This is a genomic window from Streptomyces sp. NPDC042638 (assembly GCF_040647235.1).
Taxonomy (GTDB): domain Bacteria; phylum Actinomycetota; class Actinomycetes; order Streptomycetales; family Streptomycetaceae; genus Streptomyces; species Streptomyces rameus.
In genome coordinates this window covers 243,281-256,890 of sequence record NZ_JBEZBT010000005.1, presented here as the reverse complement: position 1 = coordinate 256,890, position 13,610 = coordinate 243,281, and the positions used below count along the sequence as shown (strand labels likewise).

Genomic DNA, 13,610 nt, shown 5'->3' with positions numbered 1-13,610 from the left:
CCTGCGCGTCTTTGGTTTCTGCCCGGCACTGTGACCCCGACTGTCAGTCCCCGCCGCTAGCCTCTTTCGACATGTCCGCCCGTATCACCGACCCCGAGCAGCTCAAGGAGCTCCTCGGCATCCCGTTCACCCCGGAGCAGACGGCCTGCATCACCGCGCCGCCCGCACCGCAGGTGATCGTGGCCGGTGCCGGGTCGGGCAAGACCACCGTGATGGCGGCCCGCGTGGTCTGGCTGGTCGGCACCGGACAGGTCGCCCCCGAACAGGTCCTCGGCCTGACCTTCACCAACAAGGCCGCCGGTGAACTGGCCGAACGCGTCCGCAAGGCGCTGATCAAGGCCGGTGTCACCGACCCGGACGTCATCGACCCGGACAACCCGCCGGGCGAGCCCGTCATCTCGACGTACCACGCCTTCGCCGGCCGCCTGCTGACCGACCACGGCCTGCGCCTCGGCCTGGAGCCCACCTCACGCCTGCTGGCCGACGCCACCCGCTACCAGCTCGCCGCACGCGTGCTGCGCGAGGCGCCCGGCCCCTACCCCGCGCTGACCCGCTCCTTCGCCGACCTCGTCAGCGATCTGCTCGCCCTCGACTCCGAGCTCTCCGAACACCTCGTCGACCCCGAGCAGCTGCGCGCCTGGGACGCCGGCCTGCTGCGCACCCTGGAGAGCGCGAAGCTCACCAACGCCGACCTGCGCAAGATCCCGGAGACGGCCGCGGCCCGCCGGGAACTGGCCGACCTCGTCCGGCGCTACCGGGCCGCCAAGCGCGAGCGCGATCTGCTCGACTTCGGCGACCAGATCGCGTTGTCGGCCCGGCTCGCCGGCATTCCCGATGTGGGCCGCCTGCTGCGCGAGGAGTTCCGCGTGGTGCTCCTGGACGAGTACCAGGACACCTCGGTGGCCCAGCGCGTGCTGCTCGCGGGTCTGTTCGGCGGCGGCACCGGCCACCCGGTGACCGCCGTCGGCGACCCGTGCCAGGCCATCTACGGCTGGCGCGGCGCCTCCGTCGCCAACCTGGACGACTTCCCCGACCACTTCGCCCGCTCCGACGGCCGGCCCGCCACCCGGCAGGCGCTCAGCGAGAACCGCCGCAGCGGCGGGCGCCTGCTCGACCTCGCCAACGGTCTCGCCGCGCCCCTGCGCGCCATGCACGCGGGCGTGGAGGCCCTCCGCCCGGCCCCCGGCGCCGAGCACGACGGCATGGTCCGCTGCGCGCTGCTGCCCACCCACGCCGAGGAGATCGACTGGATCGCCGACTCCCTCGCCCACCTCGTGCGCACCGGTACGCCGCCCGGCGAGATCGCCGTACTGTGCCGGACCGCGACCGACTTCGCCGAGATCCAGGGCGCCCTGGTCGCCCGTGACATCCCCGTCGAGGTGGTCGGCCTCTCCGGGCTGCTGCACCTGCCCGAGATCGCCGACCTCGTCGCCGTCTGCGAGGTCCTCCAGGACCCCGGTGCCAACGCCGCCCTGGTGCGTCTGCTGACCGGACCGCGCTGGCGCATCGGCCCCCGCGACCTCGCCCTGCTGGGCCGCCGCGCGCGCCTGCTGGTCGCCCACGCGCGCGCGGACGGCACCGACGACCCCGACCGCCGGCTCGCCGCGGCGGTGGAGGGGGTCGACCCGGCCGAGGTGACATCACTCGCCGACGCCCTGGACACGTTCCTGGAGACGCGGACGGACGGGGGCTACGAGGAAGGCGCCGACGACGGGCTGCCGTTCTCCCCGGACGCGCGCGTGCGCTTCGCCCGGCTCGCCGCCGAGCTGCGCGACCTGCGCCGCTCCCTGTCCGACCCGCTCATGGACGTCCTGCACCGGGTCCTCGCCGTCACCGGCCTGGAGGTGGAGCTGTCGGCCTCGCCGAACGCGCTCGCCGCCCGCCGCCGCGAGACCCTGTCCAACTTCCTGGACATCGCCGCGTCGTTCGCCGCGAGCGACGGCGAGGCGACCCTGCTGGCCTTCCTCGGCTTCCTGCGCACCGCCGCCCAGTACGAGAAGGGGCTCGACAACGCCCTGCCCGGCGGGGAGAACACCGTGAAGGTGCTCACCGCGCACAAGTCCAAGGGCCTGGAGTGGGACGTCGTGGCCGTTCCCGGCCTCGTGACCGGCACCTTTCCCAGCGCCCAGGGCCGTGAGAAGTGGACCGCGCAGGCCAGGGTGGTGCCGCACGCCCTGCGCGGCGACACCGACACCCTGCCCGACGTCGACGGCTGGGACTCGCGCGGCATGAAGGCCTTCCACGAGGCCATGAAGGACCACCAGCACACCGAGGAGCTCCGCCTCGGCTACGTCACCTTCACCCGCCCCCGCTCGCTGCTGCTCGGTTCCGGCCACTGGTGGGGACCCAGCCAGAAGAAGCCGCGCGGCCCCTCCGACTTCCTCCGGGAGCTGTACGACCACTGCGCCGCCGGACACGGCGAGATCGAGGCATGGGCGCAGGAGCCGGCCGAGGACGCGGAGAAGCCCGCCCTGCACGAGGCCACCGCCGACCAGGTGTGGCCGCTCCCGCTGGACGCCGCCGCCCTGGCCCGCCGCCGCGCCGCCGCCGAGACCGTCCTCGCCCACCTGGACGCACTCGCCACCCGTCCCGACGGCCCCGGCCCGGCCCTGCACGACCCCGCCGGCGACGACCACCCGGACTGGCCCGCGCCGCCGGACGACGATCCCCTCGGCGACGAGCCGTACGACTACGACGAGCCGTACGAGGAGGATCCCTACGGGGGGCCGTACGGCGAGGTGCCCCACGCGGGACCGTACGACGAGGAGCCCCCTCAGGGCTTCCCCGAGGAGGTGTCCCCGGGGGCTCAGGCGTCCCCGGATGCCCCGGCCGTCCCCGCCACTGCCCCCGCCCCCGACCCGGACGGTCCCGCCGGCTGGGACGCCTGGAGCGCCGAGCGGCCCACCGTCCCCCACCAGGCCCCGTCGGCCCGCCCCCGGGCCGCCGAACCGTCGGCCCCCGCCGCCCTCACTCCCGAGGAGGCGCGGGCCATCGCGTCCTGGGACCGCGACCTGGACGCGCTCACCGGAGAGCTGCTGCGCGCCCGGCAGACCGTCACCGACGTCCCCCTGCCCGCCACGCTCACCGCGTCCCAGCTGCTGCGTCTGGCCGAGGACCCGGACGGGCTCGCACAGGAGCTCGCGCGCCCCATGCCGCGCCCCCCGCAACCGGCCGCGCGCCGGGGTACCCGGTTCCACGCCTGGGTCGAAAGCCGCTTCGAGACGCTGACGCTGCCCCTGCTGGAACCGGACGAGCTGCCCGGCAGCGACGCCGAGATCGCCGACGAACGGGACCTGGAAGCCCTGAAGGAGGCGTTCGAACGCACCGAGTACGCCCGGCGCACGCCGTACCGGGTCGAGACGCCCTTCCAGCTCACCCTCGCCGGCCGCGTCGTCCGGGGCCGCATCGACGCCGTCTACCGGCACGGTGACGGCGACGCGGCGACGTACGAGATCGTCGACTGGAAGACCGGCCGCACCCGCACCGCCGACCCGCTCCAGCTCGCCGTCTACCGGCTGGCCTGGGCCGAGCAGCAGGGCGTCCCGCCCGAGTCGGTCACGGCCGCCTTCCTGTACGTGCGCAGCGGCGAGGTCGTACGGCCCACCGGCCTGCCCGGCCGGGCCGCGCTGGAGCGCCTGCTCACGGGCGGGACGCAGCGGTCACCGGAGGCGGGCTGAGTGTGACGAACCGCCCTCCGGGGATGCCGGTGCGGGCGGATAGGCTCGGGAGCATGAGCCAGACCCCGGACAGCGCCGTCCGTACGTACATCGAGCAGCATCGCGCCGCCTTCCTCGACGACCTCGCCGCATGGCTGCGCATCCCCTCCGTGTCGGCCCAGCCCGACCACGCGCCCGACGTACGGCGCAGCGCCGACTGGCTCGCCGCCAAGCTTCAGGAGACCGGCTTCCCGACGGCCGAGGTCTGGCAGACCCCGGGAGCCCCCGCCGTCTTCGCCGAGTGGCCCTCGGGCGACCCGGAGGCGCCCACGGTCCTGGTCTACGGCCACCACGACGTGCAGCCCGCCGCCCGCGAGGACGGCTGGAACAGCGACCCCTTCGAGCCGGTCGTCCGCGGTAACCGCCTCTACGCGCGCGGGGCGGCCGACGACAAGGGCCAGGTGTTCTTCCACACACTCGGCGTCCGCGCCCATCTCGCCGTCACCGGCCGCACCGCGCCGGCCGTCAACCTCAAGCTGCTGATCGAGGGCGAGGAGGAGTCCGGCTCCCCGCACTTCCGGGCCCTGGTCGAGGAGCGGGCCGGACGGCTCGCCGCCGATGCCGTGATCGTCTCCGACACCGGCATGTGGTCCGAGGACACCCCGACCGTGTGCACCGGCATGCGCGGCCTGGCCGAGTGCGAGATCCGGCTCCACGGCCCCGAGCAGGACATCCACTCCGGCTCCTTCGGCGGCGCCGTGCCCAACCCGGCCACCGCCGCCGCCCGCCTCGTCGCGGCCCTGCACGACGAGCACGCGCGCGTGGCGGTCCCCGGCTTCTACGACGGCGTCGTGGAGCTGACCGACCGCGAACGCGAGCTCTTCGCCGAACTGCCCTTCGACGAGGAACGCTGGCTGCACACCGCCAAGTCCACCGCCCTCCACGGTGAGGCCGGGTACTCGACCCTGGAGCGCATCTGGGCCCGGCCGACCGCCGAGGTCAACGGCATCGGCGGCGGCTACCAGGGCCCGGGCAGCAAGACGGTCATCCCGTCCGCGGCCATGGTGAAGCTCTCCTTCCGGCTCGTCGCCGGCCAGGACCCCGACCACCTCGAGAAGGCCGTGCGCGCCTGGGCCGCCGAGCAGGTGCCCGCCGGGATCCGCCACGAGATCGACTTCGGCCCTGCCACGCGCCCGTGTCTGACGCCGCTCGACCATCCCGCGCTGCGGTCCGTGGTCCGCGCCATGAGCCGCGCCTTCCAGGAGCCGGTCCGCTTCACCCGCGAGGGCGGCTCCGGCCCCGCCGCCGACCTCCAGGAAGTCCTCGGTGCCCCTGTGCTCTTCCTGGGTATCTCCGTGCCGTCCGACGGCTGGCACGCTCCCGACGAGAAGGTCGAGCTCGACCTCCTCCTCAAGGGGGTCGAGACCAGCGCCTACCTGTGGGCTGACCTGGCCCGGAACTGGCGTCCCGCATCCTGACCGGCCGGTGCCGAACGGAAGGGCACCGCGCGCGGGGCACACTGGAAGGACCGCCCGCCCGCCCCGCCCGTGCCCGACCCGGTGCCCTCCCGCCCTGTGTCCCGCCGAACCGCCCGCCGAAAGAACCGCTGTACTGGGGGAGTTGGAAGCACCCGTGACCACCTGGACCGACCACACAGCCGACCGACCCATCTCGCTGACCGCCCCGAGCGGCATCGACCGCGCCGCCCACCACCGGCTGGACGAGGCCTGGCTGGCGGCGGCATGGAGCCACCCCACGACCCGCTGCTTCGTGGTCTCCGGCGGCCAGGTCCTCGTCGACGAGACCCCGGACGGCCGGACCGAACTCGTCATGACGCCGTCCTTCGAGGCCCCCCTCACCGAGGCGCACCGCTACTTCCTCGGCACCGATGAGGAAGGCGTCAGCTACTTCGCCCTCCAGAAGGACTCGCTGCCCGGCCGTATCGACCAGTCGGCGCGTCCGGCCGGGCTGCGGGAGGCCGGCCTGCTGCTGTCGCCGCGTGACGCCGGGCTCATGGTGCACGCCGTCGGCCTGGAGAACTGGCAGCGCACCCATCGCTTCTGCTCCCGCTGCGGCGAGCGCACGGTGATCGCCGCGGCCGGTCACATCCGTCGCTGCCAGGCCTGCGGCGCCGAGCACTACCCGCGCACCGACCCGGCCGTGATCATGGCGGTCACGGACGAGGAGGACCGCATCCTGCTCGGCCGCCAGGTGCACTGGCCCGAAGGCCGCTTCTCCACCCTCGCCGGGTTCGTCGAGCCCGGCGAGTCCATCGAGCAGGCGGTGCGCCGCGAGGTGTCCGAGGAGGTCGGCGTCGCCGTAGGACCGGTCGAGTACGTCGCCAGCCAGCCCTGGCCCTTCCCGTCCAGCCTGATGCTCGGCTTCATGGCCCGTGCCACGTCCACCGAGATCGACGTCGACGGCGACGAGATCCACGAGGCCCGCTGGTTCTCCCGCGAAGAGCTCCACCAGGCCTTCGAATCCGGTGAGGTGCTCCCGCCCTACGGCATCTCCATCGCGGCCCGCCTGATCGAGATGTGGTACGGCAAGCCCCTGCCGACCCGCGGCTTCGTCTGAGACACGACAGGGCGGCCCCTTCCGCGAGGAAGGGGCCGCCCTGCCGGTCCGGTCACCGGGGGACCGGACCGTTTTTCCGGGGAGAACCCCCGTGCACCCGACTACGATGTCGGCCGGGCGGAGCCGTAGCGCAGAGGTCGTCGCGCGCGGTCTCCAAAACCGCGAGGACGCCGGTTCGAATCCGGCCGGTTCCGCCCTCCCGTGTCCTGGCCCGCCGCGTACGAGCAGGCCGGACCGGGCGGCCTCAGACCGCGAGAGCCTGCTTCACCTGGGCGAGGCTCGGGTTCGTCATGACGACCTCCGTACCGCCGTCGCCGGGAACGACCCGAACCGTCGGGACCGTCTGGTTCCCGCCGTTCGCCTTCTCCACGAAAGCCGCGGACTCGGGGTCCTGCTCGATGTTGATCTCGCTGTACGCGATGCCCTCCCGGTCCAGCTGGCTCTTCAGCCGCCGGCAGTAGCCGCACCACGTGGTGCTGTACATCGTCACAGTGCCCTGCATCTGTCTCGCTCTCCTCAGGCCGCTCGGATAAGTCGTCCAGGGAGAGAACGTAGGCGACCGGCCCGTCATTCCCGGTCGGAAGTCACCCGCCCGGCCCCCTTCCAGCTGTGACGCCCACCGCATTCACCCGTGGCACCCACCGCATTCATACGAGTGCGAGCCCCTGCCTGTGGACAACCGGCACAGCCGTCCCGGGCGACCTGGCAGCATGGCGGTGTGACAGCAGCAACGCACTCCACCCTTTTCCCGCAGGCACCGGAGACGGCCGACGCGGTGCTCGAAGGGCTCGACCCCGAGCAGCGCGAGGTGGCCACCGCCCTGCACGGCCCGGTGTGCGTGCTGGCGGGAGCGGGCACGGGCAAGACCCGTGCGATCACCCACCGCATCGCCTACGGCGTCCGCGCCGGCATCCTGCAGCCGTCCAGCGTGCTCGCCGTCACCTTCACCAACCGCGCTGCCGGGGAGATGCGCGGCCGGCTGCGCCAGCTGGGCGCCCAGGGCGTCCAGGCCCGCACCTTCCACTCCGCCGCTCTGCGCCAGCTCCAGTACTTCTGGCCGAAAGCGATCGGCGGCTCCCTCCCCCGGATCGTCGACCGCAAGATCCAGCTCGTCGCCGACGCCGCCGCCGCTCTCGGCACCCGCCTCGACCGCAACGAGCTGCGGGACGTGACCGCCGAGATCGAATGGTCCAAGGTCACCCAGACCGTCCCCGCCGACTACCCGTACGCGGCTGCGAAGGCCGGCCGTGAGGCCCCCCGCGATCCGGCCGAGATCGCCCATCTCTACGCGGCCTACGAGGACCTCAAGCGTGACCGCGCGGTCATCGATTTCGAGGACGTCCTGCTGCTGACGGTCGCCGTCCTGCAGGACCGGCACGACATCGCCGAGCAGGTCCGCGCGCAGTACCAGCACTTCGTCGTGGACGAGTACCAGGACGTCAGCCCCCTCCAGCAGCGGCTGCTGGACCTGTGGCTCGGCGACCGGGACGACCTGTGCGTCGTCGGTGACGCCAGCCAGACCATCTATTCGTTCACGGGTGCAACGCCCGACCATCTGCTCGACTTCCGTGCCCGGCACCCCGGTGCCACGGTCGTGAAGCTGGTCCGGGACTACCGCTCGACCCCCCAGGTGGTCCGCCTCGCCAACGGACTGCTCGCCCAGGCCCGGGGCCGCGCCGCCGACCACCGGCTGGAACTCGTCTCCCAGCGCGCCCCGGGCCCCGAGCCCGTCTACATCGAGTACACCGACGAGCCCGCCGAGGCCGAGGGCGCCGCCCGGCGCATCCGCGAGCTGATCGACGCGGGCGTCCCGGCCGCCGAGATCGCCGTGCTGTTCCGCACGAACTCCCAGTCCGAGACCTACGAGCAGGCACTCGCCGACGCCGGGGTGCCCTACCAGCTGCGCGGAGCCGAGCGCTTCTTCGACCGGCCGGAGATCCGCAAGGCCGGCATCGCCCTGCGCGGCGCGGCCCGCTTCGGCGGCAACGACTCCCTCCTGGACGACGTGGTGGACCTGCCCTCACAGGTGCGCGCCGTCCTGTCCGGCGAGGGCTGGACCAGCCAGCCCCCGGCCGGCTCCGGCGCCGTCCGAGAGCGTTGGGAGTCCCTGGCCGCCCTCGTCGGCCTCGCCCACGACCTCGCCGCCGTCCGGCCGGGAGTCACCCTCGCCGACTTCGTGGCGGAACTGGACGAGCGGGCGAACGCCCAGCACGCCCCGACCGTGCAGGGCGTCACCCTCGCCTCCCTGCACGCCGCCAAGGGCCTGGAGTGGGACGTCGTCTTCCTGGTGGGCGTGGCCGAGGGCATGCTGCCCATCACCTACGCCCGGACGGACGAGCAGATCGAGGAGGAGCGCCGCCTGCTCTACGTCGGCGTGACCCGCGCCCGGCAGCGCCTCCATGTCTCCTGGGCCCTGTCCCGTTCACCCGGCGGGCGCCCGCACCGCCGGCCGAGCCGCTTCCTGGACGGCCTGCGTCCCGGCACCACCCCCACCGTCGGCCACACCGGCTCCGCCGCGGGCGGAGGCGTCGAGCGCGGGTTCACCGCGAGCCCCGCCGCCGTTCCCCGGCGCGCCCAGCGCACCCCGGCCCGTTGCCGGGTCTGCGGTCGCACGCTGAACGACGCGGGCGAGATGAAGCTGATGCGCTGCGCGGACTGCCCCTCGGACATGGACGAGGGACTCTACGAGCGGCTCCGGGAGTGGCGGGCGGCCCAGGCCGAGCGCAGCGGCCAGCCGGACTTCTGCGTCTTCACCGACCGGACCCTGATGGCCATCGCCGAGACCTGCCCGGAGAGTTCCGCCGAGCTCGCCCGCATCCCCGGCGTCCTCAGCCGCAAGCTGCGCAGCTACGGAGCCGACGTTCTGGCCATCTGTGCAGGTCAGGAGCGTGTGGAGGGTGACGGGGGCGACTGATCCGAACTCGTCGCGAAAATAGTTTGCGCATGCCCCGGCAATCCCCATAGGTTCTAGGCACGGAAGCAGCGGCCTTCTCCGAGGCCCCGGTTCCGTGTTGTACTTGCGTATCCGAACGGACTGGTTCATCCCAGTCCTCAAGACGCCGAGAGGAGGCGAGTCCAGTGATCAGCATCAACATCAGCACCACCAGCGCGGCCAAACTGACCGATCGCTCGACCGTCTCCCTGTGCATGCTCGGCGCCTCGAACAAGGGCACCGGTCTGTCCGGCGCCCGTGCCGTGCGTCCGGCGTCCTCCATTGCCCCCGCGGGTCTTCCCGTCCGTGAGCGCAATGAGCGACCGACCAAGGCACTGGAAGCGGTAGTGGCACAGGCGCATGCCTATGCCTTTGCGGCGGCCGGTGCCGGATTCCGGAAGCAGACGACGCAGCACCACCTGATGTGGGCCTTCCGTGGGCCAGAACCCTGGAGTGATCCAGCCTGATCGCCGATCAGGCCGGCGCCTTCAGGGCCGCGGAACCCCACCCGGGATCCGCGGCCCTTCTGTTTGCCCCGAACGGGGCGGACGGAGCGAAGGGGCCTCGGGACAGGAAGAGAACCCGGTACCAGCCGCCACCCGGTCAACCGGCCGGAACGACCAGACGAGGAAAACCAACCGTGCAACTCGAAGCGCACGCCCCGTCCGTACCGCCTTCACAAACGATCCCCCCGCCCGGTCTCACGGAGGACTCCACCTTGATCCCCCTCACTGCGCTCACCGCGCTCGACGACGCCATCGAGAACCTCGGCGTACCCGTCCCCTGCCGTTCCTACGACCCGGAGGTCTTCTTCGCCGAGTCGCCCGCGGACGTGGAGTACGCCAAGTCCCTCTGCCGTACCTGCCCGCTGGTCGAGGCCTGCCTCGCCGGCGCCAAGGAGCGGCGTGAGCCCTGGGGCGTCTGGGGTGGCGAGCTGTTCGTCCAGGGTGTCGTCGTCGCCCGGAAGCGGCCCCGCGGCCGCCCGCGCAAGAACCCGGTCACAGCATGAAAACCGCAGGAACGATCGACCGCCCCGTCACGCACGACCCCAAGAAGCAGGCCCCGATGAAGCCGTCCACCAGCGAGCCCGTCGGCTCCGTGACCCCAGACTTCACCACCACCGGCGCGACCGAAGCGCGCCAGGACAGGAACCGAGAGATGCAACTCATGCAAGAAGCCCTGGCTCGTGCGCATATGCACGAGCGGCTCCATGACGCCGTGCGCGAACGCCGGGCCATGCGCCTGGTGGTGGCCCAGCGGATGCAGCGCCGGGCGGAGCGTGCCTCGCTGCGTGCCCGCCGCGCGCTCGCCATGGCCGTCATGCAGTAACGAACACACCTGAGCAGCGGTGGCCTCCCCGACCAGGGGGGGCGAAGCTTCCCCGCGGGGGCCGGTCCGGCCGAACGGACCGGCCCCCGCGGTGCGTTGCGCACGGGGATCCGCCACGTGCGGGGTTATCGTCGCCGGGTGACGAGTCTTCCCGGAGGAAGTGATCAGGGCGGCTCCACCGCGGAGCGCCGACGCCTGGTGTGCGCCCGCTGCGGCGTCCCCGCCGGCGGACCGCAGCCGGCCACCTGGACGTGCTCCGTGGAGAACGGCGTCCGGGAGTACTTCTGCGACGCCTGCTCCCGGGAGAATCTCCGGGCGATCGAGGGGCGGCTGGACTCGGCCTGGTGGTGACGGGCCGGGCGGTGAGCGGGCGTGCGGAGTGCCGTCCGGCTCCGGCCCCGGCCGATGAGGGCCGGGTCAGGCCCCCGCCGCCGACTCCTCCTCGCCCGCGTCACCCTCGGCCACGTCACCTTCGACAACGTCACCCACGTCGGCCACGAACCCAGGCAGCCACGCCTCCAGCTCCTCCCGCATCCGTACCGTCGCACCCAGCTGGCACAGGACGCCGATGGTGCTCAGGGTCACCCGGTGTATCAGCAGATAGGCCGGTGGCAGGTTGAGCCGCTTGCCGAGCTGGTAGGCGGGGGAGCGGGGGTCGGCGATGCGGGCGGCCTGGCCGCGCATCCAGGAGCGGGTGAAGGTGAACGCCTCCGCCCGGGCCGGCTCGATGATCGGCAGCAGGTAGTCGAGGACCGCGTCGGGGTCCAGCTCGATGGTCTCCTTCACGAACCCCTCCGCGCAGAGCAGCTCGTAGACCGCTTCCGCGTCGCCGTCCAGGGTCATCCGCAGGGAGTCGCCGATCACGGCCGGCAGGCCGCCGGGGAGCCGGTCGACCGTGCCGAAGTCCAGGACGCCGAGGCGCCAGTCGTCCTCCCCGTCCGGGCCGCCGGGCAGCAGACGGAAGTTGCCCGGGTGCGGGTCGGCGTGCAGCAGGCCGGTGCGGGCCGGCCCCGAGAAGAGGAAGCGGGTCAGGAGCTGGCCGGCGCGGTCGCGCTGTTCCGGGGTGCCGTCCGTGATGATCTCGGACAGCGGGATGCCGTCGATCCACTCGGTCACCAGGACCTGCTCGCACTGGTGCACCACCGCCGGTACGACCACGTCCGGGTCGTCCGCGAACTCCTGCGCGTGCGTGTCCTGGGCCTGGGCCTCCAGCCCGTAGTCCAGCTCCTCGGAGACGCGGTCCCTCAGCTCCATGATCAGCGGCTTGATGTCCATGCCCGGGATGAGCGGTCCCAAGAGCCGGGCGAAACGGCTGAGTTGGCCGAGGTCGGAGAGCAGGGCCTCGCCGGCGCCCGGGTACTGCACCTTGACCGCCACCTCACGGCCGTCGTGCCACACCGCCCGGTGCACCTGGCCGATCGAGGCCGCGGCGGCCGGCTTGTCCTCGAATTCCTCGAACAGATCGCGCCAGTCCGGTCCCAGCCGCTCCTGGAGCACCGCGTGCACGGTGCGGGTCGGCATCGGCGGGGCCGCCTCCTGGAGTTTGGTCAGCGCCGCGCGGTAGGGGCCGGCGACCTCCTCCGGCAGCGCCGACTCGAAGACGGACAGGGCCTGTCCGAACTTCATCGCGCCGCCCTTCAGCTCGCCGAGCACCTTGAAGAGCTGCTCCGCCGTACGCTGTTGCAGCTCGCGGCCGACGATCTCCGCGGACTCGCCCACGATCCGCTTGCCCAGCCCCCAGGTCGCCCGGCCGGCGATGCCGAGCGGGAGCGCGGCGAGTTTCGCGGTACGGGTGACCGCCTTCCGGGGAAGATCAGACATGCGCCCTCCAGGTCCCAGCCGGCCGTGCCGCGCCTGCTTCGCGTCGTCGCTCAGTCGACGGCCGTTGCACCGCCATTGTCGCGCGTGGCTCCCCGTCCGTTGAGGAGTCCTCCCGCTTGTCTCTTCTCGCCGCCCCGCAGCCGCAGGCCGGATGCGGCCGGACCGGGCGGGTGTGCCAGTTCAGGCGGGGCAGGGACACCTCCCAGCGGGCTCCCGCGACGGACGGCGACTCCCCGTCGAGGAAGGCCAGGGCGTGCGCCGCGGCGAGACCGGCGACGGCCGTGGCCAGCGCCAGATCGCAGGCCCCGACCCGGGGGCCCCGGCCGGACCGCCACTGGGTGACCAGCCGGGGCCAGACCGGATCCCGGTCCGTCCGGTCCCGGTCCAGGCATCCGGCGCAGCCCGTCTCGCCGGGCAGCACGAGCGGACCGACGACTCCCGTGCCCTCCACGACCCCCGCGTACAGGTGAGGCGTGCCGGAGGCCATAAGCGGTTCGGCGGTGAGCGGATCCGGGGCGTGCACGGCGACGTCGTCCCGGGGGGTGAAGATCACCAGGGAGAGGCCGGGGTGCTCGGCGCCCGACCCCGGGGAATGCGCGTGGCGGGGCGCACGGCCGGGCGCCGCGCGGCGGACGGCGGCCCGCGCCGCGGCGTCCCGGCGGTCGCCGAGCGAGTCGGCGGCCAGCCCGCCCGGCGCCACGTCCCACGGCTCCACGCGGCCCCCGTCCTGCACGTCGACCTCGCCGACGCCGGCGCCCGACAGCACCGACGCCAGCAGGGCGCCGACCCGGCCCGCTCCCCGCACCCGCACCCGCAGCGCGCGCCGGGCCGCGAGCCGGGCCGGCGCTCCGCCCGGCTCGGGTGTGATCAGGCTCAGCGAAGCGAGGTCGGGGCGCAGCCGCTCGAGGACGTCCGTCTTCTCCCGCAGCGCGTCCGCGGCCGGTCCGCCGCCGCGGGCGTCGTCGACGAGGCCGGCGGCGGCCAGCCGCTCCACCAGGGCGTCGACACGACCGTCCGGGACTCTCGCGCGGCGGCCCTCCTCGCGCAGCAGCGGCAGCCCGCGCGTGCCGTCGAGCAGGTCCAGGAAGCTGCCCGCCGCCGCGTCGACCGGGCCCAGCGTCAACGCGTGCGCCGGGGTCATCCCGAACTGCACCGTACGGAGATCGCGCCAGCCGCGCCGCAGTGCCGGCTTCACCACCGGATGCATGATCCACCCCCCTGTCCGTCGAGACGTCCGGCAAACCGAGTCGAGACGTACGACACGCCCGGTACAGCCCATGGCCTGCCGACGGGAC

General features: G+C 73.3%; 11 protein-coding genes and 1 tRNA gene. 9 read left to right on the top strand and 3 right to left on the bottom strand.

All coding sequences use genetic code 11. From position 1 onward, the window contains the following. Positions 1–71: 71 nt before the first annotated feature. The 4 genes from AB0B40_RS07130 to AB0B40_RS07115 all read left to right on the top strand — a co-directional run bounded on the left by AB0B40_RS07130 (position 72) and on the right by AB0B40_RS07115 (position 6,427). A complete protein-coding gene (locus AB0B40_RS07130) occupies positions 72–3,677 on the top strand; it encodes an ATP-dependent DNA helicase (protein ID WP_362263399.1) in 3,606 nt (1,201 codons plus the stop codon). A gap of 53 nt (positions 3,678–3,730) precedes the next feature. After that, entirely contained in the window at positions 3,731–5,134 is a 1,404-nt protein-coding gene (locus AB0B40_RS07125; protein WP_362263396.1) for a dipeptidase, read from the top strand. 154 nt (positions 5,135–5,288) lie between these two features. Then, complete coding sequence (gene nudC / locus AB0B40_RS07120; protein WP_345056661.1) at positions 5,289–6,233, top strand: NAD(+) diphosphatase; 945 nt, start codon at positions 5,289–5,291, stop codon at positions 6,231–6,233. Between the two features lie 119 nt (positions 6,234–6,352). Continuing rightward, positions 6,353–6,427, top strand: a tRNA-Trp gene (locus tag AB0B40_RS07115). A gap of 50 nt (positions 6,428–6,477) precedes the next feature. Here AB0B40_RS07115 and AB0B40_RS07110 read toward each other — a convergent pair. Beyond that, on the bottom strand, positions 6,478–6,735 hold the full coding sequence (locus tag AB0B40_RS07110) for a mycoredoxin (protein ID WP_362263393.1): 258 nt from the start codon (positions 6,733–6,735) through the stop codon (positions 6,478–6,480). Between the two features lie 216 nt (positions 6,736–6,951). Here AB0B40_RS07110 and AB0B40_RS07105 point away from each other — a divergent pair, with 216 nt between their 5' ends. The 5 genes from AB0B40_RS07105 to AB0B40_RS07085 all read left to right on the top strand — a co-directional run bounded on the left by AB0B40_RS07105 (position 6,952) and on the right by AB0B40_RS07085 (position 10,845). Further along, positions 6,952–9,147 (top strand): ATP-dependent DNA helicase UvrD2, encoded by a 2,196-nt coding sequence (locus AB0B40_RS07105; protein ID WP_345056657.1) that lies wholly within the window; start codon positions 6,952–6,954, stop codon positions 9,145–9,147. 164 nt (positions 9,148–9,311) lie between these two features. Next, the gene (locus tag AB0B40_RS07100; protein ID WP_345056655.1) at positions 9,312–9,632 is read left to right on the top strand and encodes a hypothetical protein; all 321 of its coding nucleotides are present in this window, start codon (positions 9,312–9,314) and stop codon (positions 9,630–9,632) included. A 173-nt stretch (positions 9,633–9,805) separates the two neighbouring features. Next, positions 9,806–10,174: a WhiB family transcriptional regulator gene (locus AB0B40_RS07095; protein WP_345056653.1), complete on the top strand. Its 369-nt coding sequence runs from the start codon at positions 9,806–9,808 to the stop codon at positions 10,172–10,174. Then, positions 10,171–10,494: a hypothetical protein gene (locus tag AB0B40_RS07090; protein ID WP_345056651.1), complete on the top strand. Its 324-nt coding sequence runs from the start codon at positions 10,171–10,173 to the stop codon at positions 10,492–10,494. The genes AB0B40_RS07095 and AB0B40_RS07090 overlap by 4 nt, the downstream gene beginning before the upstream one ends. Positions 10,495–10,632: 138 nt before the next feature. Beyond that, a complete protein-coding gene (locus tag AB0B40_RS07085; protein WP_345056649.1) occupies positions 10,633–10,845 on the top strand; it encodes a hypothetical protein in 213 nt (70 codons plus the stop codon). Between the two features lie 66 nt (positions 10,846–10,911). Here AB0B40_RS07085 and AB0B40_RS07080 read toward each other — a convergent pair whose 3' ends face one another. Continuing rightward, positions 10,912–12,315, bottom strand: a complete 1,404-nt coding sequence (locus tag AB0B40_RS07080; protein WP_345056647.1) for an AarF/ABC1/UbiB kinase family protein — start codon at positions 12,313–12,315, stop codon at positions 10,912–10,914. Continuing rightward, on the bottom strand, positions 12,308–13,522 hold the full coding sequence (locus AB0B40_RS07075; RefSeq protein WP_362263388.1) for a TOMM precursor leader peptide-binding protein: 1,215 nt from the start codon (positions 13,520–13,522) through the stop codon (positions 12,308–12,310). The genes AB0B40_RS07080 and AB0B40_RS07075 overlap by 8 nt, the downstream gene beginning before the upstream one ends. Positions 13,523–13,610 lie beyond the last annotated feature (88 nt).